Origin of the sequence: Trinickia sp. NRRL B-1857 (assembly GCF_050470685.1) — a bacterium.
In the GTDB taxonomy this organism is placed as follows: domain Bacteria; phylum Pseudomonadota; class Gammaproteobacteria; order Burkholderiales; family Burkholderiaceae; genus Trinickia.
On record NZ_JBFLUK010000001.1, the window covers coordinates 2887885 to 2908187 of the forward strand.

The window sequence follows — 20303 nt, forward strand, 5'->3', positions numbered from 1 at the left end:
TACTCGCCAAGCGCTTCAGCGACAAGGATATTGAAGTTGACCCGCGAAAACGGACACCTATTCTTTTTGAAGAGGAGGTGCCGTTATGGGCAAGCATCGGAAGGCGTACCCGGCGGAGTTCCGGGCGCAGATGGTGGAGTTGGTGAAGGCGGGACGTACGCCTGAGGAATTGGCGCGCGAGTTCGAGCCGACGGCGCAAAGCATCATCAACTGGGTCGTGCAGGCCGATCGCGATTCGGGCGTGCGCCAGGACGGACTGACGACGGCCGAGCGGCAGGAATTGGCGCGGCTGCGTCGTAAGGTGCGCCAACTCGAGATGGAGCGCGACATACTCTCTCACGCGGCTGCCTGGTTCGCTCGGGAGACGGGGGCCGTACCGCCGAAGGGTACGGATTCATGAAAGCGAACCGGGCCCGCTGGCCCATTGCCACGATGGCGCGGCTGCTGCGAGTCTCCACCAGCGGCTACTACGCGTGGCTCGTGCGGGAACCCTCGAGGCAGGCATGCAGCGATGCGCAGTTGCTCTCGCGCATTCGCATGCTGCACGCCAGTTCGCGCGGCACCTATGGCGCGCCGCGTATCCATGCCCAGCTCAAACGCGAAGGCGTGCATGTCGGGCGCAAGCGCGTCGCGCGACTCATGCGTCTGGCCGGCCTGTGCGGGGCTAGTCGCAGGCAATGGAAATGCACTACGCGACAACGCGCGGGAGCACGGCGTGCCCCTGATCTGGTGCGTCGCCACTTCAGCGCCGCAGCGCCGAACGTGCTGTGGGTTGCAGACGCCACCTACATTCCAACCGGCGAGGGATTCCTGTATCTGGCCGTCGTGCTCGATGTGTTCAGCCGCCGCATCGTAGGCTGGGCAATGTCCAATCATCTGTACACGGAACTGATGCTGCGTGCGCTCGATATGGCGCTCGCGCAACGTCGAGCTCGCGGGGTCATTCTGCATTCCGATCAGGGCTGCCAATATACGTCGATTGCCTTCGGACGGCGCTGTCGTGAAGCCTGTGTGCAGCCTTCGATGGGTACGGCTGGCGACTGTTACGACAACGCGATGTGCGAATCCTTCTTCGGCACGCTCGAATCGGAACTGCTTATGCGCGAGCACTTCGATACGCACGAACAGGCGCGAGGACGTTTGTTCTGGTTCCTCGAGGGCTGGTACAACCTGCGCCGCCTGCACAGCAGCATCGGCTACCACTCGCCGCTCGAGTTCGAAGACGAGCACACAAAAAACGAAATCATGTCCCCGTGCGGGTTGCCCACCGCCGGGCGTCGTCGTGGTCGTGACAGGCGACCCGCCGCCCGTCCGTGGACAACCCGCGACTTACCGCTTAACGGAGGTTAAATCACATATCGATCGCTACTGCAAATCCGTCCGTAGAAGCGGGTCAACTTCATATTATCACTGGACTCTCCGCATCCAGGGGCTTGCAACCGGTGACACCAAACGTGGATGGAATGGATGCGTCCCAAGCATAGAGCCCGGTTGGGCCTTTCCTGGCCAGAAGCCCGTCTACGAACAAGAGAACACCTGCGGCGGGTGAGTGGTAGTGATTCCAAACCAACCACCAGGGCCAATGCCTTGTTTTGACATCTGCGCGAACACCAGTGCATCGAGTACGGCAAGGTTGGGGATGTCTGGGCGTAACGCGTGAACTCGAATGAGCGCCGATCGAAGGCAGTCTTCCACAGCGAGGTAGTGCGGAATGTACTGGAACGTGTATTTGTTCGTCACCAGTACCGTACCGAAGAATTTTTGCCAGCGGGAATCCAGCGGAACCACGTTGTGAGCCAAACCAGAATTCACCAAAATGTTCCGCACTTGCTTGTTTCCAATATGCGGAAAGGCCGAATGATCGATTGTTCGACTAAACGCCGCTGACGTGACTAATTCACGATCGTTGATGTCATTGCGAGCTAGGTCCCAGAACAGCTTCAACGCCCCTGGCTCTCTGCATAAGTCACGAAGCAAGTCAGTAGGACTGCCTGCTCTGTAAAAGTGCCCATATGACCCGATCACAAGGCCGATCTTGTTGCGCAGCTGCCGCTTCAGGTGCGCGCGGATTTGTTGGGTCACCCACGCCTCGTCGCAGCCGTTGGTCGTCACCTGTGTAAGGTCGAGCAGTGGGCTGTTTGCTGCGACGAATCTGCTGAGTGCGCTTCCCTCTTCACTGTCCTCTTGGCTCGAGAATCCGCAGATAATGAATTGCTGCCAAAGGTCCCCCAAGGTCCTTTTCGGATTCTTTTGCAGGTGAAGCCTCGCGATGGCGTTAGGCTCGCCAGTCGCTTCGGGAAGAGCGAGAATGGCGTTAGCTAAGACATCGATCGCGTTCTCGGGGATTGAGAACGCGCGCTTCTGCCGCTTGTTGCCGGTGATCCCGGACTGAGACTTTCGTGATGACCTCCCAGCGAGTCGGCGTTCTTCCTTGACCTGCTCACAGTTACACACGACATTTAGATTGTCCCGCGTTGCGGCGTTTTGCTGTAGCGTCGCCACTTCTTCCTCGGAGAGAAGACGGATTTTCTCAACGGTCCACTCGATCTTCGGCTTGTCGTTCATGGGGCATCATTTGTCGGTGACGAAATCCGTGCGGCCGCTCCCTGCGATGCTGATAGGGGGCTCGACTCGATAATTAGCTGCGTACCTTGCGGTCGCAGTTCGACGAAAGGGAGCGCGCGGGTATTTCAGAGAGATGTACATGGGTTCGGCGTTGTTTCGAGGAACTGAAATGGGCTAACCGTGCCGCGCGCGATGACATCACTCCGGCATCGTGGGTGCAAGCGATGCGAAGCGGTCCCTCGCAGCGAGAAATACTTGAACAGCTGGGCGCGCCCTATCTCGCGCTTGTAGGGTTGACAGGAGGGAGTCAACCCTCCATGCGACTCGGACGGGAGGTTTCGCCATGCTTTCGCCAGAGGAATTCGTATTCTAGGACGGCGGTGCACCGAATTGTCTCGAGTCTGATATCGGTCTTGGCAAGCGTGACCGGTGACCATGTCAGGACAATAGGGGCTACTTGTGGTCATGCTCACAGCTTCATAGTGAGTGTTGCAGTTTTTTTTTGCTCTTTCACCTCAGGTTTTGCTGCCAGCGCAAGTTGTAACTGAATGGGAAAGAATAAAAATAACAGACATAATTTTATTCTTTCCGGAGTTTTTTGATCCGAAATTCCGTGCAAAATTTCAGAATTGTTTTTTATGGTTACGTCGGATGGTGCGAAGGTTGATAGATCGGATATGAGATCCTTTAAGCTGCTGGATTTCCCATGTGGAATATCCCTGTAGTCAAAATTATGTGAAAATTCGTTTCTTAAATCATTGATTGATTTAAAAAACTTAAATGCCGGTATCGGAAGAGATAAATTTCTAGCAATGGCAAGTTTATTTGAAAATGTAAGCTTCAATTTGACTGGGCTATCGAAAAAATCAACTCTTTCGATGCTCGCGCAAACCCACGCCTCCAAAATGCTCTCGCACATGAGATGGACTCGCAGAACAACCAGCACATCATCTGCGGCATAATTAATTAATTTTTTTAGTTCCTCTTGGAGATTTATGCGTTTTATTTTTTCACTATATATAAAATCATTAAATTTTCCAACCATCAGTCAGCTCCGTTTTAAAAATCACAACCCGCAAACCTATTTTCGCACTCGCCCTCATATAAGCGGGATTGGCATCCATAATGCCATCTCTTGACGACCAACGACGCAGATCTAAGCGAATCGCCGGTCAACCTCAGCTATGGCCGATCGCTGAACCGTGAATGACGGCACGGAATGACCGTTTCGTTTTGATACCTGTCCCCGGAACTGCGGCGGGTCGACCGGCAGCTTCGGGTCGACTGCCGAAGTCCGTGCCTGTTGGAGATCGCTGACTCGGGTGAGGCTGACGATGGCATGTTTCTCGCACCTGATGGACGTGGGCGCGCGCAAAAAACCGGGCGCGACGGATGGTAGAAGCTCACCCGTCGACCGTCGAGGCTCATGGAATTTACTGGGGCGTTGAAGTCGCGACGCAGTTTCGATACGCGACAGCGTCAAAGTCATTCTTTTTGGCCCAGCCTGCGAACGAGTATGCCGGATTCTTTTCGTAGTAGCGTGGATCTGCGAGCTTGATGAAGCCGTTTTTTGTCGCGATCACGTAGTACGCACCGACGTCGGTTATCTGGTGGGATTCCGATTTCGCGTCCGGCTCTCGATAGACTGTAATCGGATGTGCGAGTGCGAGGTTGTAGTTCGGAAGTGTCTTCGTCTTCGTGTAGACGCAGGACAACCCGGCGTAGGCATTCGAGAGCGAACTTGCGGCGGCGAGCAGTACGAGGAAGCGCTTCATGGGAATGTCTCATTTCAAAACGTGAAGTTGAAGGTGCCGTCATCCGTTTCGACGGCGACTTTCGATACGTCGTCACAGTTGGCGCGCACGTCGACAGCCGTCGAGTTTCCGTGTCGAACCGTGCGAGGAAACCGCTCGGAACTGATGAGTTCGCAGTCACCGCCGTTGACTTGGACATTCTTGATCGTCACGTCCTGGCCAACGGCGGTGATGCGCAGTTGCGGAAACATGGGAAGGTATGCGTCACGTTGGAGCGTGAGCTTCAGATGGCTGTCTGAGCAGCCGACGAGCGCCAGCGTCGCGCACAATGAGGCAATGAGCGTTTTCATGGGGATGGGGCTTGAAGTGAAGAGCCGTCGAGGGCGGCTCGTGGAAGGAAAAAGACGCCGACCGGCGAACCGGTCGGCGCAAGGGTTCTGGCGATCCGAGGGCTGACTTGCATTGCCAGAACCAGATACAAATCGTCGTGGGCGATCAGCCGCAACATGTTTCGGCACTGCGTAAGATTGCAGTGGCGCCGATACGCGTGAGGCTACCGTGCGTTACGGGTTCTGCGTGAGGCCGATCTTCGCCGCCGCCGCGCGCATCGACGCCGCGATGGTATCGGTGACGGACGAAGGGAACTGTGCGACAGTCGCCAGCGCGTTGGCGGGCAGCATGAAGCCTCCCATCAGTTTGCCGTTCACCAGCCCTACAACGAGTGAGCCGCCCGCGTTGATGGTGTTCTTGATCGTGTCTTCGATCGGCACGTTGGCTGCACCGATCGCCTTCGGCAAGCTGATCCTGATGACGTTGGCATTGCGCGGGTAGACCGACCAGCTTCCCGTCACCGGGAATGAGAGCGGCTCGTTGGCGTAGTTGCATCCCAACTTTCCGCTTTCGACGATCTGAGCAACACCGCCGGTCTGGATGCTCAGCAGCAGGCAGCCGCCGGCGATGTCCGTCTGCGTCCCAACAGCCTGTTGCACCGACGTGTAAGTCGTGTTCGGATCCCCAAGGCTGTATAGCACGGAGCCATTGACGGTTGTCGACGAGTTCACGTCCGCGCCATTCACCCAAGCCTGACCGAGCCCCTGGTTCACGAGCATCAGTCGATCATTGGTATAGGCGGTTGTTGCAAGGTAGGCGGTAGTGCCTGAAGGAAATGTGCCGGTCATCGCACCTCGAACCGGATTGCGATAGTCGATCTGCAATGCCGAAGACAACGGCTGGCCGCTGACGTCCGTTGTCCGATACGAGACGGTGACCGTGTCGCCCGTGTTCGGATCGGTGCCGACAAAGTTCGTGCCGGCCGTCGACAGGCTATAGGACGGGTGCAGTTGCGCCGCCGTCAGCCAGTTCGTCCACGAGCCATCGGCCCTCATCTCGTACGCGCCCACGCCGCCATCGAGCGAAATCCAGGATCCGCTGAACCCCGCGTCGTAGCTACCGACGGGCGAGGCTGCGGACCAGTTTCCGCTTGACTGAATCTCTTGCGTGACCGACAGCGTCGAGCCATTGAGTGTGAAATTTTCACGAACAGGCGAGAGCGCTACGGAAAAGTTGCTGCTGCCGAAGATGAATTGCGTCAGGTCGCCGTCGACGGTATAGAGCGGATTGGCAAGTGCTGCGGTCGCGTCGATTGCTTTGCTGAAGGCTGGATTGGCGAGCTGCGAATCGACGTCCGATTGCTGGACGCCCGCGACATTGCCTTTGGCTGCGTAGGCATTCATCGTGGCTTGCACCTGCGCCCAGGAGATTGCACCTTGGCCGGCGAGTGCGGTCATGTGACTGACCATGCTTGCTGCGACCGAGGCGGTACCGCTGTCGCCGTTGGAAACGTAGTCTGCGTTGGGATCGACGCTGCTTCCGACAAGGTTTTGCACAGCCTGCTTAGCCTGGTCCGATGTGAGTCCGGCGTTGAGTTGCGAGACAACCATCGTCGTGAGCGGTGTGACGTTCTGCGAGGTCCCCGAGACGATGGCCGAAAGCGTGAAGGTCGACGTGAACGGTGTCGTGGGATTCGACAGGTCGGTTGTGCTCGGGGTAACGATGACGTCGATCTGCTTACCGGTAGCGTTTCCAGTGACCTTGAGGGTGTAATTGCCGCTCGCGTCGGTGGTCGTGGACGGCAGTGAGGTGTCGCATGCGCCTGCCCCGTTATCGAAGCACACCGTGGCGCCGGATAAGTATCCGTCGATCGCTTTGCCTGAGAGCTGCGAAGTCAATATCGGCGTGGACGTGGAGCTTGACGACGAACCGCCGCCTCCACCGCCGCATGCGGCCAGCGACACCGCCATGGAAGCGGCGATCGCAAGCTTCGTCAAACGTGCATTACGAATAGGTTTCAATTTTCAAGTCCTTTTCTTCAATGATTGCCCCTAAAAGTAGGGGCGTCCCTTTGCCCCGCAATTTTGCGGGGTGCTCAATGGCCGCTTGCCCCGCTCCCCAGCGCTAATCGTTGTCATGGCAGGTACCTCGTGCCCGCTAGCTATGGGCCGTCGATGAATATATCGGCAAATCGCCTAAAAAGTTGAATATCACCCCTAAAAGTCCTTCATGTCAAAAGGATGGTGCTCGACCATTCCAGTTGACCGGGAGAGACCATGCCGAAATCGGGCACTGAAGATCTAGCCGTGGCGGTGGGGCGAGCCATCGCGAAGCAGCGCGTTACGAGCGGATTGACGCAGGAACAAGTGGCGGAGCGTCTGGGCATTGGCCTGGAGGCCGTGTCGCGGATGGAACGAGGGACCGTCATCCCCACCGTAGTGCGCCTCTTCGAATTGGCGGACATCTTCGCCTGCGATGCGGCAGACCTTCTAACTGAGGCCAGCAGCCGATCGAGCGACCAGGCAAATCACCTGGATCGGTTAATGTCGCGGCTTTCTACGGCTGATCGAACAATGTTGCTGGAGGTCTTCGAACGCCTGTCAACGCGTTTAACTCGCCGCCAAGCGGATACGGGCCGTCGCTAACGGCCGTGTAGTGTGTCGCTCAAGGACCGCTCCAGCTTAGAATCCTCAGCCGGCAATAGGACGACAGTTGCTGACCGCCCGCCGGTTGTTTGGATCCAAACCTTTTGTCCGCTCGATAGGACGTAACTCGACAGCAGGTAGTCTCCGGTCGCGTAAGCCTTTTCGTTGCGCTGCCAGTCCTCGTCGCTCAATCTGCCCCAATCGCCGCGCATGTGGCGAATGAGGAAATGGACGAGCGGGACCTGGACGGCGTCCAGGGCCGTGAGCACGCCCAAAGAGACAAGGACGCAGCCGGGTTGGACGCGCGTCTGCATGCGGATCTTGGATGGGAGACGGTTGGCCGGCATTTCAATAGTCCCCCGGCAACAAGAAGGTGGTGGATGAGCGGTCCGCTTCCGTGACGAGCCATACTGTATGGCGGTTCACGAGGACGTAGCTCGACAAAATGCGGTTCCCGGTTGCAATTGCCAGTTCGTTTTGCGCCCGGTCGGACTCCGCGATCTCGCCGAAATCGCCTCGCAGGTGCCGAATCAGTAGGTCGACGATTGAGACGCCGGCATCGGCGATGATTTCCAGCGCACCGGGCGTGGCAAGGATGCGGCCGAGCTTGAAGCGCGGGCCGGCGTGACGAGTCGAAGGAACATTCAAGATAAATTTCTCCTGGAAACGGTCGAGCGCTGGCCTCCGGTCATGCCGGATGCGAGAGCGTTGAAACAATGGGAAAAGGACTGAGACGCGATGCGCGTCTGTGGACAGCGAGGGGAAGGGAGCGAGCTACCGGGTTTCTGCGGCGAGTGCGTTTGGGTAGTGCTTCGCGAGAATCAGGTTCATGCGCTCAACCAGATCGGCTCGCGCGAACGTCAGATGCCCGTTTCCGTTCTTGAACCAACGTAAATGGAAATAGGCGTGTTCGGCTTCGCTGTGTCGTGCTTGTCGAGCGTCCGAGACGAGGGCATAAGCCCCAAGCCGATGATCCGGCTCGGGCTTGCCGTCGAGTATGCAGAACGCACGCACGAGGTCGTCCAGTTCATTGGTGACGCGGTGATTCGTGCAGCCGTCCGACAGCAGGCGCTTGACGATGATTCGTTTGCCGAACTTGAAGGGCCGATTGGTCTTGTAATCCCACGACAGTCGCCGAAAACACTGGATCACGCCACGCTCGAACATATCCCCGCGTGCGCCGTAGAGTTGTGAGAACGTCGCTTCGATATTGGCCGCTGAGAGTTCGGGCACATCGCCTTCGGAGAGTTGCCGGTCCCATTGCTCTCGGGCTTGAGCATCCATGAAAGTGCGCAAGCCTGACTCGGAGAGCAGATAACTCCAGCCTCGAACGTCGATTACACGCACGATGGCGCCCTCAGCCTCGTCGCGTTTGGCGTATTCCCCGGTAACGCTCGGCCTGCCGCGACAGGCGTAAGCGTCGTCGAGCACGAGTCGCGGGAAGCCCAGATGGGCTGCCCTCGCGAGCTGTTCGGCTTCGTTGAGTAGATCGAGCGCGGCATGCACGCGTTCGACGACGGCGGCACGCTGGTTGGCGAGATTGGTAATGCTGACACTCTTGACGAGGTCGGTGGTCGTATCCATGACGTTGGGCGTGATAAAAGGTTAGAAAGGTTGGAAAGAAAACGCCGGGCGCGAGGCCCGGCGTCTATGCCGTTGCGTGATGTGCGGCGAGCTGGCGGCGGAGTGCGGCTGCCTTCGCCTGAGAGCATCCGAGATGACGACGGATCTCGGCGACGGTGGGACGCAGACGACCCGCAGCGATGTCGCGGAGCAGCCGGGCCACATCGTCACCGGAGGAGCCGACGTCCGGTAACGGCGTAAGCGGATCGTCACGCGGGGCGCGACTGGGAGTCGTGCTGTCGTGACTGGGCAATACGCCTTCGTGATTCGCGGTCTCGTCGACGTGACTTGCCGCAGCGCTCGTTACCACGGGTTCGGTCTCGGCAGTCACGGCCGCGACCGGTGCGACTCTGCTTGGCGTCGGCTCACTCACGACGGAGGCGGGCACCGGTAACGGCGACGCCTCCAGCGTGAGCATCCACAGTAGACAGGCCACGCCTTCCAGGACTGCGGCGAACATCAGTCCCGACAGTAGATCGATGCGCGGGGCAGTCGTACCGAGTAGCCCAGCGAGTCGCGACGTGACCGGGTCGGCGAGTAACGCGTCACGCTGCGCCGTGACTCGATCGGTGACTGCCTCCTGACGCCGGATCTCGCTGGCTTCGGCGTTGAGCGCATCGAGCCGTGCAGTGAGCGATGCGCGACGCACCCGCAGGCTTGGGCAGTCCCGCACGCAACGCCGAACATCGGCGGCCGTAAGCTGTGCGGTCACGATGGCACGCTCGTCCATGACGGCCGTGAGACTGCGGCCAGGCGACATGACAGGTGGCGGCACCGCCGCTGCGCGCCGTTCGCCCGCATGGGCTTGCGCAATGAGAAAGAAGACCGCATGGCCATAGACAGCCGCCCCCATGCAGCCCGCCCACAACCCGGCGGCAACGAGTTGTACCCGCAAGTTGGCCGAGCGCGCGAGTGCCGGTAGGAGGTGCGCGGTGACGACCAGCACGACGCCGATCGCGACCCACACCAGCCGCTCCGGCAATGTGCCGCCACGCTGCCAGCCAGATAGGACGGATAGCGTGACGGCCGTACTCGTGGCCGCGACTGCTAGGGCAAACGCCCCGCGTTGCGTTGTCATGCCGCCGCTCCCCCGAGCAGTACCGCTTGACGATCCAGCTTCTCGCGTAGCGTCGGACGTGTGACTGATCCGCTCTCAGTGGGATGCGGATTGCCATCCGATTTCGGCGGTTCCTTCTGCTGCTCCGACGGCGGATAGAATTCCTCCGCCACGGCTGCCTGCTCCTCAGCGCTGTCCTCGAATGCTCCATTGGCGAAGCCTAGCCGGGCGACGGCATCGAGCGCGGCTTGATCGAAACCAGCCGCCTTGCGCCGGGCGTCCAGTTCCCGCGCCTGCCCGAGCGCTTCTTCGAGCGTGCTACCCGCGCGTACCGATAGATCGACGTAGTAGATCGCCGAGCGGTAGCTTTGCGTCGTCGACTTGCCCCTGATGACTAGCTGAAGCGGTAGGCAAGCGAGAAGGTTGCCCGATACGGCGCTGAAATAGTGCAGGCGCGCAGCTAGCGTACGGATCGAGTTCCAGGATGTCGTGCGAAATATGAACGAGCCAAGCTCGTCTCCTCCTTCGTCACCAATAAGTACGTTTAGCCGTGCATACGGTTTGCAGCCGCCTTGCCGGCCGAACGTGCAGCCGTCAGGCGAGGCGCACGGCAGTGCCTCGATGCCTTTGTCAGTCGTACGCTTGCATGTCTGACCGTCGCCGACGCACACGGGACGGCCGGTGTCGCGATCGAACAGGCTGTAGTCGGCCCGTAGGTTCAGGTCCGGATCGTTGAAGAGCACACGCACCGGTATCGCGCGCAGCTTGCCCGACGTGGCTTTGCGTAGTTGTTCGTTGAGCGGGTGAAGCAACCATTCGCCGCGCTGCTGAACTTGGGTTGTCAATGTGAATTGGTCGTCCTTCTCGGGCAGACGCTTGCCGGCCTTCTCGACGATACGTCCGATGGCAATGCGCCCAACGACGGGCGGGGTAATGGCTAAACCTTTGAGCATGATGGTCCTCAAATTGGAAGGGAGTGCGGGGGACGAGGAGGGAGTCACCGCGCCTGGTTGTCGATGCAAATCGCTTGGCGGGCCGCTACTGAGCGAAGTGAGCCTCGAGCTTTTCGTGAATCTCTTTGGCGACGAGCTGCCAAGCGTTGGCGCCGATCATCGGGTGATCGCCGAATTTCTCCTCCAACTGTTCAAGCGGCATCTGCGCGATGTGCTCGGCGTGCTTGCTCAGTGCGTCCATGACGAACGCTTGCGCGAGCGCGCCGTACTGAGAAAAAGTCATAATCTGCGCGAGGCATTCGAGATTCGTCACGGCCCACTCCGATCAGGTGGAAATGAGAAAGCGGCGCGAACCGGGTTTCGACCCGGCGTATTGCTGTTCCAACTCGGGGTGATCGGCGAGCAGCCGAGCCAGGTCGACGGTGGATGAATCTCGGCTGCGCTTGAACGAGACTTGCCCCGTCTCGAACACCGCACGCGTTGCCTCGCCCATCGCCTGCTGGATCGTTTGCTTTAACTGTGCTTCGATCGCTTGCTGCGTTTCGATCTGCGCGCGCACGGCAACGAGGTCGGCAAACACCGACGAGAGCTGCCGGTCGTCCGTAAAGTCCACGGCGCCGCCGTTACCGGGATAGAGATGCCGCAAAGCACGGTCTGCCGATTCGGAGCCGTCCGCAGGCGGCGGCGTATCGGATTCGACGTAATGCCAAAATCGCGCTTCGAGTTCGACGAGCCGGCCGATCAGTGCGTCGTCTCGTTCGATGCGATAGATCTCTAGCGCCTGCCCACACAGTAAGACGGCAACATGTGCTGCCTGCTTGCCGGTGACCGCGAGCTGATGCTGTACCTGTAACTCGACGTATTCGGGCACGCCCGCTCGCCACAGACGCGCGCCGAACTCGCCCGCCGTTTTGCACTCCAGAAGTTGAACATCGCAGCAGCCCACCACTTCACGGTCGACGTTGGCGAGCATGAAGGGGATCGTGGGGTGACGCAGAACGGCGTTGACCCGTCGAACCCTATTGCCGGTTTGCTTGGTATAGGACGCCGCGACGATGGGTTCGAGCAGCGTCCCCCAGTAGGTGGGCGATGTCGTATCGTCGGGAGCCGGGCGGGGCATGCCTTCGGCTCGTCCCGTTTTGTCGAGCCAAAGCTCTAAGGCGCTCATGTACGGATTGAGTCCCACGGCAGCGGCGGCGTCTGATCCGCCGATACCAGTGCGGCGCACGGCGAGCCAATCTTCGCGGCTCAGTTCTTGTGTCTTGACGAGCTTTAGTGCAGGCCGACGACGGCTCGGTCGGTCGGGTTGAATGGCACTCATACGACCTCCAGAAATGAGGTGGCCCGGCGAGCAGATGTTCGGCAGGGCCCAAAATGGAGAAAGATGGAGCGGAGAAGGACGGTGATCTACACCACGAGCTTGAGTGCTTCGTCCCACGCCTTTTGCTTGAGCAGCGCACCTTGGCCGAACCAAGCGGCATCGCGTCGATGATCGTCGCTTCGCGCCCGACGATGAAAATCCACATACTCCGTAACGGCGTTCACCAAACCCCAGGCGGTGCCCGATGCGGACGCCATGTCCGACCCCTTGCCTCGTCCGGCATAGAGCTCGCCAACGGCCTTGATGGCGCGCTCGTTCACGGCAAGCGTTGAGCGATCGGTGAGATGCGTGGCGGGATACGTCAGAACGCGCCGCAAGAACGCTTCGGCTGTCGAGTCGGACACCTTTCGATCGGCGAGCGCCTTCGTACGCACCATGAATGCATCCCACGACGATATTGCGATGCCAAGTTGGCGCTTGACCGCCTGCGGATCGAATTGCGAGCGATGGGGGACCTTGACCGCGCCGGTGCTGTCGCCCAGCGCGATTTGCAAGGTGTTATTGCAGACGACGCGCACGGACGTGAACTGCGCGGTGGTGGCGAGCGTGCCGTCGCACGCGGTAGCGAGCAACAGATAGCCGCTCACCTTGTCTTTGCCCTTCAATAGCCCGGATTGCCCGGTCTTGGCCAACGCCCAGAACTTGCGACCTTCCTTGAGCACGCCAGCGGTCTCCAGTTCGAAGCCGCCGACTTCGGTTAGGTCCCGATAGAACTCCAGAATCTCCCGAGGTTGAACGATCTGATAGCGGGCGGAGACGACGGAGAGCGGCGCTTTCGTGTCGGACCGATAAAGCACTTTCTGATCGGCGAACGCGTGAATCGCGCCGATTCCGGAGGAGCCGGTCACGTATCGGACTTCCGATGCCTCGATGGTCCAGTTCATGCCCGCGCGATCGGCCCAGACTTCGATAGGCTGCTTGGGGGCGAGCTTGTTGCCGAGGCCATGCCACGGTTCTTGGCCGACGTAGGCCATGGATTGGACGAGATGCACTGAATACTCCTGTTCGATAGAGAAGGCATAACGCCCGGCACATGCCGGGCAGCTTGGTGGAGATGAAAGGCAGTCTGAGAAGACGCAAGGTCAGGACGAGTGTCGCGAGAGCGACGATCAAATGTGTTGTGCGCCGAACGACGAGCCGCACGATAGGCACCGGTAGTTGTCGAGGATGTTGTCGTCGATGACCGCACCTACAGCAGAGCCGGCTGCCGATCCGGCTGCACTGCCGAGGAGGCCGGCGATCACGGCACCTGCTATTCCGCCGAAGATCGAGCCGACCGGCCCTCCGATCGCACCGACTGTGGCGCCGGTTTCTGCTCCCGACAGCGCCATCGCTACGCAACTGGTTGCGCCGGCCACGCTGCCGATCGTGCTGCCTGCTTTGCGGCCAACATTTAGCGTGTCTATGCGAGCGGATTGACAATGCGGACACTGAAGCGGTGAATCTCTGCTCGGGAGAGCTTCGGCCGTCCACCCCGGCGAGAACGGGAAAAACGAGGAATGGTCCGGTTCAGATTCGGTGACCACAGGCGCTCGATGACGAGGGGTGGACGGATTGCCGGGTTCGTGTGCCTCGCCCGCGCCGGCCGTTGAGAGTTCGGATGACCGGTAGTGCGAGTCGATTTCCGATGGATGGCGCGAAAGCGATAAGGGACTGTGAATCGCGTCCAGTGCATGAGCCGGATAGGGGGCGTGCGCTTCCCACTCGCCGTCGAACGGATCCCACGAAGCGGCACTCGATGCGGACGCTGCTGCGGCCGAGACGGGTGGAAACGACGGCGAAGTCGGCACTACCTGCCGCCTGCGCCAGATCAAGAATGCGATGCCTGTTGCGACAACAATAACCGCTGTATTGACTGCGGCGAAGATGACGGTGGGGGACATGAAACCTCCTGAGCGACGTGCGCCGAAGCGAGATTGCGTCGACGGAGCAGCCGTAGCTGGGCGTGCTCAAGGAAGTGATATAGGTTCGAAAAGATCTGGAATCAGTGCGATGCCGGGGCCGGCGAGCAGGTGCGACCGACTTGGTGCCAAGTTCGATACCCTGTCATGTTTGACAGTTACATCCTGGTCGCATTCGGGCACTGTTTCGCTCTGGCGGGACCCCTGTTGGCAGCCGCAATGAAAACGATATAGGAAAAGGCAGGCGGATCGGACCGGCGGTGGCCGAATTGCTCCGGATGAGGCGTGGCCGGGTGACACGCGGGTTTCCAGAATAAAAAATTGATTGAATTAGTAAGCTTTGCGACAGGAAGTGAAGTTGAAAATAGAAAATCGTATTCGTTCCCAACGTTTTGCGGAAAATTGGTGGCACGCGCTCTTGTGTGGTCGTCGCCCAACGGAGCTAATCGTACAGCTTTCGTCTCCGTACCACCTGGTCGGTGTGCAGTCCGAATCAATCTCCTTGGAGAAGGTCGTTTCTGCGGAGATCGTTGGTGGGCCCTTCTGGCTTCGCTGGCTGGGGCTGGAGAAGTTGGACCTGACGGTGCAGCGCACCGAGCGCCAAGTATTTCCGAACGCTTATATTGCCCGGGGGTCGGTAGTACGCGAACTGCGTAAGAGCATTGTCGCAGCGATCGAAGCAGCTCTGACGGACGAGCGGATTCGGATCGATGAGGCGTTGACCAAGTTTGACGAAGAGAGGAATGCGCTCTTTGACGCATCGCGCTATGTGCGCTACAGCGGGGTCGAGCAACTAGTTGCTACCCATGCCGACTTGAACTCGAAGGCAACCCGTGATCGATTCAACGCGTGGAGCGGGCATCCGTTCCTTACGCCAGCGCCTGTCAATGAGGCGTTGAGGCAGCGCTTTGATGCGGTCAAACTGTTCTTCACGAAGCCGCACGAAGCGCGCGCCAAGCACAACGAGGAATTCGTCTTACGCGAGTCAAAAGCGCAGGCTGCGTACTTTTCTCACATCGAAGCGACCGCTTTGACCGGCGAGCAGGTGGACGCCTCGTTGCGCTTCGACGATGCCAACGTCACCGTCGCGGCGGCTGGGTCAGGGAAAACATCTGTCATGGTCAGCAAAGTGGGGTATGCGCTCAAGGCGGGCCACTTTGCCGATGACGAGATTTTGGTGCTCGCGTACAACAAAGCAGCAGCCAAGGAGCTTCGTGAACGGATCGAGGAGAACGTTGGTCGCGAGCTCGATCGCCCGATTCATGTGGAGGCGCGGACCTTCCATTCGCTTGGCCTGAAGCTGTGGATGCAGAAGCAGCGCGAGCGCGGTAAGTCGAGTCGGCCGCGAGTGATTGACTTTGCGGGCTCTGCGGGAAAGAGGCTGTTGCGATCGATACTGCTCGATCTTGTACAGGCCAACGATAGCTCTGGGTTTGCCGATGCCCTCTTGAACTGGGCGGGCGCCTATCGCTTCCCCGTTCCAGAGCTTGAACCGTTCGATGAGGCTTCGCTCGCCGAACGCGAATCCCGCTACGAGGCGATGTGCAAACGTATCGCACGCAACGCACGGCGCGATGCCAAGCCATTCGAGGCCACTGTGCCGACCTTTGTGCCTGACCTCTATGTGCGCTCTAGCGAAGAGGCGCGAATCGTCAATTGGTTGCATTTGCGCGGGGTCGATTTCCAGTACGAGCAGCCAGCGCCGGCTTGGATCACCGAGGAAATTAACCGTGATCTGCCGGAGGATGAACAGGTTCGTGTCTATCGGCCGGACTTTTCGTATGCCAACCCCGTTGACCCGAGCCGGCGAATCATTCACGAACACTTCGGGCTGGACGCGCAAGGGCGTGCTCCCGCGTTCCTTGGAGCATCCTACGAGGCACGAGCCAGGCACAAGCGGGGGGTGCTCCAACGTATTTCTCTGGGGGGGAGAGGGACCGTTTCTCGATTTTTTGAGACACGGAGCGGGCAATTCACCGACGGCAGCCTTTTTGCCAATCTCGAACGAGAGCTAGTCGCTAGGGGCATTTCGATTCCGGCCGTGGACCAGAGTCGCCGTGTGCGAGCTTTGCTCGAACTGGCACAGGAGGACTCGATCATCGATCTCATTTCCGATTTCGTGTCGAGGTTCCGGGATTCCGGCCTAACCTTTGAAGACATTCAGGCTCGCGCGGATCGCCTTGACGACGCCAATCGAGTGCGCGCGATGTCTTTTCTTAGTTGGATGCGCGAGTTACTTCGCGCGCTCGATCTTCGAATGGAGGAGTCTGAGCGCGAGGGCAAAAGGCCGCTCATCGACTACGCCGGAATGATCAGCGGAGCGGTTGCCGCCCTGTGCGCTGCCACGAAGCCTTTGACCTCGTACAAGCTCATTCTTGTGGACGAATTTCAAGATATCTCGCGCCTGCGAGCACAATTCGTACAGGGCTTGCTCGATCAACATGCCAAAGACTCGGTGCTGTTCTGTGTCGGCGACGACTGGCAGTCGATTAACCGCTTTGCCGGTTCAGACGTGGGAATCTTCCGCAGTACGTACGATGGCCTTGCGAGGACGCTTGCGGCTGCTGGTGCTTCGCCATTACGGCCCAGATGGACGGCCCCTTCCATGCTGAAGAAGACGTTCCGCTGCGCACAAGGCATCGCCGATGTCGCCCGCTGGTTTGTTATGCGCAGCGGTCCAGGCGCGCTGATTGATAAGCCGGTGCAAGCGAATAACCCCTCGAAGGAGTCGGTGGTGCGAGTGGTTGAGCACGCGGATTCAGCGGTCGCGCGCATGGCTGCGTTAGAGCAGGAATTAGAGCGCATTGCAAAGATCAACGCCGCTCGCGGCGAGCCGGCGACGGTCTTTATTCTGACGCGCAATCGGCAGAAAAAGCATCTTCCCGAAGGACTGACACAAGCCGTGCTTGACGACTTGACGGCGAGGTTCGAGCCACGCGGTTTGTTGCTTTCGCACCATTCTCTACATGGCTCGAAGGGGCTTGGTGCCGACTTCGTTGTCATGGTAGGGCTTGACGCGGGGAAGGGGGGCTATCCACGCGATGGTGTTCCCGAGCCGTTAACTGAACTGCTATTGCCGACGCAGAAGAATCGGCACGAAGAAGAGCGCCGGCTGTTCTATGTGGGGCTTACACGGGCCAAGCGTCAAGTGACTTTGTTGTGTGTGGGCGCGCGTCCGAGCATGTTTGTTCATGAGTTGGAGCAGTATCCGGTGCGAGGCGTCGTGCAGTTCGAGCGGATGACCGGCGTCGTGCGGCATCTTTGCCCGCATTGCAGGTTCGGGTGGCTTCGTCGGCGCAGAAACAGGTTGAACAAGGTCGCTTGTTCTCGCGCGCCGTACTGCGGTTTTGTGGGGGAAGAAAACCGTTTTCCGGGATTGGCTCTGCCAGATGAGGAGGCGGCCATCGCATAGCTATTCGGCGTCGGGTGAAGCGCGATGGATCGGCCTTGGCGGGTGGGACGGACGAAAACGAGAGCTGCTGTGGTCTGTAGTGGAGTACGGCAGTCGCATCCCAAGGCGAGGCCCCACGATAGTTGCGACGATTACCAACTCGGCATTGGGATCAGGCTGCGTCCTGGATCCTTTCTCGATCACAGTGATGTGTGCAATTGCTTTGGCGCTCGCTCGGGGACTGCTAGCAATGCAAGATCGATCGCACGGTGACCGCCACTCTACAAGTGACGAGATCAACTGCCTCCGGTTGCGAATTGAGGCAGGTGTATAAATTTTCGGGGGAACGTGTACGTGTCACATTTTGGTTGGATCAACTGGAATCGACTCCACGCAAGTTATAAGGCCGGCGTTTTGCCGCATGGGCTGGAAAGAGAAGCCTTGAAGTATCTTCACCGGAAATCGTCACTTCGCCTACTCGCTCGGCGAATCGCGTCAGCCTGTCCGGGGTTAGCTGTGCGCGTTGAGTCGATATGGATTGACGGAACTCCGCAGGCGACGTTCACCGACATGACGGGCCAGATCGCCAACTGCGAGCTCGCTGATCTGCTGCTCATCGTTAGGAAGGAACTACCGACCGGCCATTTGATCGACGAGAATGCTCTGCTTTTACAAGCCAAGGTTACACCGAAGTACAACCGACTAACGAGCGGGTCGTCCACGAAACTTGAGCGGCGATTGCTTGAAAACGTCAATAGAACGTTGCACATCCATCTCCATCGGGACACGCAAAAAACAAATCTCATCAACTCTTATGTGCTTGGCCCAGGTGCGTATGGCGCAATTGGTCTGAAAGACTGTGCCCGCTATCTGCTCGCGCCTAAAGGAGCTGCGTGGGCTAACGCGGCATTCTCGTTTCCACCGTATCAGGTTGGTTGGCCACGTTCGATGCCGGGCCCTTTTCTGACTAAGCCAAGCGGTTTTGTCGACGCCGTGTTGGGTGTTGGTGTGAAAGGTACTTTGGGGCGTCTGGTCACCACCCCGCCAGGGAACGTCTGGTCCCAGATGGTATCTGACCTACGTGGCGCGTACGTTGGCGTTGTGATGCCGGGGTACGGTCAAGATCGGATTCACATCGGGGCCGCATTCATGACTGCTGCCGGCCCGACATCGATTACCAGCACGCTTCCGTTTGTCGGGCCGAGGCGGGCTTTCATGTCACGTGGTGATTTGCCGCCACTGGATATTGCGCATCTGGCAGATCGACCGCCAGCGATTCCGATAGTCGTTGTCACGTTGTCGGGCGACGAGGAGTCGTTTGGCGTGGCCAGAACATCGGTTTCGCGACGCGAGGAGGGATAATCGGGCGCACGACCGGCGTCGCCGACTATACAAGTTCGCAACCCATCTGGATCCTAGGTCTAGACAGCCGTCTACCATGAGCAACGATTTCAAGAGTTCGGCGATGAGCGGAGCCCACATCGATCTCTGGCCCGAAGCGGCGTGCGTAGAAATGCTCGCGCCGCTTCGCTGAGCTAGCGGAGGTCATTGACCACGCGTTATCGTTGAGTTTGAGTTGCACTTACGATGACGGCGAGAGCCTTGGCGTTTTATGCAACTCGACCCAGTACCCGTTGATCTCATCGTCAGGTACGTTGAAGCGCCGCAACCATGCCTCGCTCGCAATCGTGGTGCTTAGAAGCGGTGCTGTACTTTTGATCGTGCCATCTTGCAGGCTGTCGATAGTGTCGGCAACGATCGCACGCAGCGCGTGATTCAATAGCACATATGTGACTGGCGGTCTTGGCGATTGTCCCTTGCCCATTGAGACACCTGTTTGCGGTTCCGCCCCCGCTTGAATGACCACACGGCCCCCAGCAAGCGGCGTTTTGTTGAACCAATCGGGGGGGAGCATCAGGTCATATGGCCAGCCCACGCGGCGAGCTAGGTCGGCATCGATTGCCACCAGCCAATCGACGGTCTTGATTCGGTCTACTAGACCACGTACGCAGGTGCGTCTTGGGCTACCAACGTCGAGACCGGGGCCGTACAGCCGCGCCCAAAAATATTCGCTTGCCTCATTCGGTTCTCGGCCCATTGGAGGCAGGTTGACCGCGTAGCCGGCATGTCCATGAACCGTCGGAAGTGACGCTGCAAAGTCGGCGAACAACTTCTCGAAGGTCCCAGGGCACCGTTGAAGGAAGCCGCGCGGAGCGCTGAATGTCATGACATCGAGACTGCGGCCAGCATCAGCCTCCCAGTCCTCTAGGCAGAATACCGAGAAGTCGTAGAAACCAGCCGCGAGCTTATGGTCGGCACTGGTCGTGCTCGAAACAAGCGCCGCGCTACTAGGAAGCCGCTTTGCAAGGCCGGGGAAGCCGGCAGATTTTTCGAACGCGACCGGGTTTTCTCCCTCCGCGTAAAACCAGTGCATTGGGCTGGTTTTCAGCGACTCGCGGCCTTCGATTTCTGTTACGGCCACCTCGTATGCTTCGATCGCCGCCATGTAGCGGTCGTAGCATTGCGCAAGTGTTTGGCGCACGGGGGCCGAGTGGCCGTTCTTGAAGTACAGCACGCCCCGCACTACAAGGGCAGCACCGACGATCCCTTTTTGATAGGGAGGCTCGAACAGCCCGAAAGGCAATGTATCTTGGCGTCGCGGGTCGTTGGCCCAAGCTGCCAGTTCGTCTTTTGTCATGATGT

18 protein-coding genes and 1 pseudogene are annotated in these 20303 nt (G+C 59.1%); 4 read left to right on the forward strand and 15 right to left on the reverse strand.

The window, feature by feature from the left end; all coding sequences use genetic code 11:
* Nucleotides 1-85: 85 nt before the first annotated feature.
* Nucleotides 86-1230, forward strand: a pseudogene (locus tag AB1286_RS12915) (IS3 family transposase); the annotation flags it as partial.
* Between the two features lie 288 nt (nucleotides 1231-1518).
* On the opposite strand, the gene AB1286_RS12920 reads toward AB1286_RS12915, so the two are convergent.
* The 5 genes from AB1286_RS12920 to AB1286_RS12940 all read right to left on the reverse strand — a co-directional run bounded on the left by AB1286_RS12920 (nucleotide 1519) and on the right by AB1286_RS12940 (nucleotide 6619).
* Nucleotides 1519-2565 (reverse strand): hypothetical protein, encoded by a 1047-nt coding sequence (locus AB1286_RS12920; protein ID WP_430363657.1) that lies wholly within the window; start codon nucleotides 2563-2565, stop codon nucleotides 1519-1521.
* A gap of 469 nt (nucleotides 2566-3034) precedes the next feature.
* A complete protein-coding gene (locus AB1286_RS12925; protein ID WP_430363658.1) occupies nucleotides 3035-3610 on the reverse strand; it encodes a hypothetical protein in 576 nt (191 codons plus the stop codon).
* A 388-nt stretch (nucleotides 3611-3998) separates the two neighbouring features.
* Nucleotides 3999-4340, reverse strand: a complete 342-nt coding sequence (locus AB1286_RS12930) for a hypothetical protein (protein WP_430363659.1) — start codon at nucleotides 4338-4340, stop codon at nucleotides 3999-4001.
* 14 nt (nucleotides 4341-4354) lie between these two features.
* Nucleotides 4355-4669 carry a hypothetical protein gene (locus AB1286_RS12935; RefSeq protein ID WP_430363660.1) on the reverse strand — a complete coding sequence of 105 codons (315 nt, stop codon included), beginning with the start codon at nucleotides 4667-4669 and terminating at the stop codon, nucleotides 4355-4357.
* 213 nt (nucleotides 4670-4882) lie between these two features.
* The gene (locus AB1286_RS12940; RefSeq protein WP_430365057.1) at nucleotides 4883-6619 is read right to left on the reverse strand and encodes a hypothetical protein; all 1737 of its coding nucleotides are present in this window, start codon (nucleotides 6617-6619) and stop codon (nucleotides 4883-4885) included.
* Between the two features lie 306 nt (nucleotides 6620-6925).
* Between AB1286_RS12940 and AB1286_RS12945 the strand changes: the two genes are divergently transcribed.
* Nucleotides 6926-7294: a helix-turn-helix domain-containing protein gene (locus AB1286_RS12945; protein ID WP_430363661.1), complete on the forward strand. Its 369-nt coding sequence runs from the start codon at nucleotides 6926-6928 to the stop codon at nucleotides 7292-7294.
* Here the strand turns inward: AB1286_RS12945 and AB1286_RS12950 are convergent.
* The 9 genes from AB1286_RS12950 to AB1286_RS12990 all read right to left on the reverse strand — a co-directional run bounded on the left by AB1286_RS12950 (nucleotide 7291) and on the right by AB1286_RS12990 (nucleotide 14191).
* On the reverse strand, nucleotides 7291-7608 hold the full coding sequence (locus tag AB1286_RS12950; RefSeq protein ID WP_430363662.1) for a hypothetical protein: 318 nt from the start codon (nucleotides 7606-7608) through the stop codon (nucleotides 7291-7293). The genes AB1286_RS12945 and AB1286_RS12950 overlap by 4 nt on opposite strands.
* A gap of 34 nt (nucleotides 7609-7642) precedes the next feature.
* Nucleotides 7643-7942, reverse strand: coding sequence for a hypothetical protein (locus tag AB1286_RS12955; RefSeq protein WP_430363663.1), 300 nt, complete (start codon nucleotides 7940-7942; stop codon nucleotides 7643-7645).
* Nucleotides 7943-8068: 126 nt separating this feature from the next.
* Entirely contained in the window at nucleotides 8069-8878 is an 810-nt protein-coding gene (locus AB1286_RS12960) for a DUF4942 domain-containing protein (RefSeq protein WP_430363664.1), read from the reverse strand.
* A gap of 64 nt (nucleotides 8879-8942) precedes the next feature.
* Nucleotides 8943-9995, reverse strand: a complete 1053-nt coding sequence (locus tag AB1286_RS12965; protein WP_430363665.1) for a hypothetical protein — start codon at nucleotides 9993-9995, stop codon at nucleotides 8943-8945.
* Complete coding sequence (locus AB1286_RS12970) at nucleotides 9992-10927, reverse strand: phage capsid protein (RefSeq protein WP_430363666.1); 936 nt, start codon at nucleotides 10925-10927, stop codon at nucleotides 9992-9994. Before AB1286_RS12970 ends, AB1286_RS12965 begins: the two co-directional genes overlap by 4 nt.
* Nucleotides 10928-11012: 85 nt before the next feature.
* Entirely contained in the window at nucleotides 11013-11240 is a 228-nt protein-coding gene (locus tag AB1286_RS12975; protein ID WP_430363667.1) for a hypothetical protein, read from the reverse strand.
* Between the two features lie 12 nt (nucleotides 11241-11252).
* Nucleotides 11253-12248 carry a YqaJ viral recombinase family protein gene (locus AB1286_RS12980; RefSeq protein WP_430363668.1) on the reverse strand — a complete coding sequence of 332 codons (996 nt, stop codon included), beginning with the start codon at nucleotides 12246-12248 and terminating at the stop codon, nucleotides 11253-11255.
* Nucleotides 12249-12334: 86 nt separating this feature from the next.
* The gene (locus AB1286_RS12985; RefSeq protein WP_430363669.1) at nucleotides 12335-13300 is read right to left on the reverse strand and encodes a DUF932 domain-containing protein; all 966 of its coding nucleotides are present in this window, start codon (nucleotides 13298-13300) and stop codon (nucleotides 12335-12337) included.
* 117 nt (nucleotides 13301-13417) lie between these two features.
* Complete coding sequence (locus AB1286_RS12990) at nucleotides 13418-14191, reverse strand: hypothetical protein (RefSeq protein ID WP_430363670.1); 774 nt, start codon at nucleotides 14189-14191, stop codon at nucleotides 13418-13420.
* Nucleotides 14192-14567: 376 nt separating this feature from the next.
* Here AB1286_RS12990 and AB1286_RS12995 point away from each other — a divergent pair, with 376 nt between their 5' ends.
* The gene (locus tag AB1286_RS12995) at nucleotides 14568-17621 is read left to right on the forward strand and encodes a UvrD-helicase domain-containing protein (protein ID WP_430363671.1); all 3054 of its coding nucleotides are present in this window, start codon (nucleotides 14568-14570) and stop codon (nucleotides 17619-17621) included.
* 549 nt (nucleotides 17622-18170) lie between these two features.
* Nucleotides 18171-18962: a hypothetical protein gene (locus AB1286_RS13000; RefSeq protein WP_430363672.1), complete on the forward strand. Its 792-nt coding sequence runs from the start codon at nucleotides 18171-18173 to the stop codon at nucleotides 18960-18962.
* A gap of 220 nt (nucleotides 18963-19182) precedes the next feature.
* Here the strand turns inward: AB1286_RS13000 and AB1286_RS13005 are convergent, their stop codons facing one another.
* Nucleotides 19183-20298, reverse strand: a complete 1116-nt coding sequence (locus AB1286_RS13005) for a type VI immunity family protein (RefSeq protein WP_430363673.1) — start codon at nucleotides 20296-20298, stop codon at nucleotides 19183-19185.
* Nucleotides 20299-20303: the final 5 nt, after the last annotated feature.

Coding starts and splice junctions, on each gene's coding strand:
- AB1286_RS12920 (WP_430363657.1), bottom strand. CDS start 2,565: ATGAACGACAAGCCGAAGATCGAGTGGACCGTTGAGAAAATCCGTCTT.
- AB1286_RS12925 (WP_430363658.1), bottom strand. CDS start 3,610: ATGGTTGGAAAATTTAATGATTTTATATATAGTGAAAAAATAAAACGC.
- AB1286_RS12930 (WP_430363659.1), bottom strand. CDS start 4,340: ATGAAGCGCTTCCTCGTACTGCTCGCCGCCGCAAGTTCGCTCTCGAAT.
- AB1286_RS12935 (WP_430363660.1), bottom strand. CDS start 4,669: ATGAAAACGCTCATTGCCTCATTGTGCGCGACGCTGGCGCTCGTCGGC.
- AB1286_RS12940 (WP_430365057.1), bottom strand. CDS start 6,619: ATGGCGGTGTCGCTGGCCGCATGCGGCGGTGGAGGCGGCGGTTCGTCG.
- AB1286_RS12945 (WP_430363661.1), top strand. CDS start 6,926: ATGCCGAAATCGGGCACTGAAGATCTAGCCGTGGCGGTGGGGCGAGCC.
- AB1286_RS12950 (WP_430363662.1), bottom strand. CDS start 7,608: ATGCAGACGCGCGTCCAACCCGGCTGCGTCCTTGTCTCTTTGGGCGTG.
- AB1286_RS12960 (WP_430363664.1), bottom strand. CDS start 8,878: ATGGATACGACCACCGACCTCGTCAAGAGTGTCAGCATTACCAATCTC.
- AB1286_RS12965 (WP_430363665.1), bottom strand. CDS start 9,995: ATGACAACGCAACGCGGGGCGTTTGCCCTAGCAGTCGCGGCCACGAGT.
- AB1286_RS12970 (WP_430363666.1), bottom strand. CDS start 10,927: ATGCTCAAAGGTTTAGCCATTACCCCGCCCGTCGTTGGGCGCATTGCC.
- AB1286_RS12980 (WP_430363668.1), bottom strand. CDS start 12,248: ATGAGTGCCATTCAACCCGACCGACCGAGCCGTCGTCGGCCTGCACTA.
- AB1286_RS12990 (WP_430363670.1), bottom strand. CDS start 14,191: ATGTCCCCCACCGTCATCTTCGCCGCAGTCAATACAGCGGTTATTGTT.
- AB1286_RS13000 (WP_430363672.1), top strand. CDS start 18,171: ATGACGGGCCAGATCGCCAACTGCGAGCTCGCTGATCTGCTGCTCATC.
- AB1286_RS13005 (WP_430363673.1), bottom strand. CDS start 20,298: ATGACAAAAGACGAACTGGCAGCTTGGGCCAACGACCCGCGACGCCAA.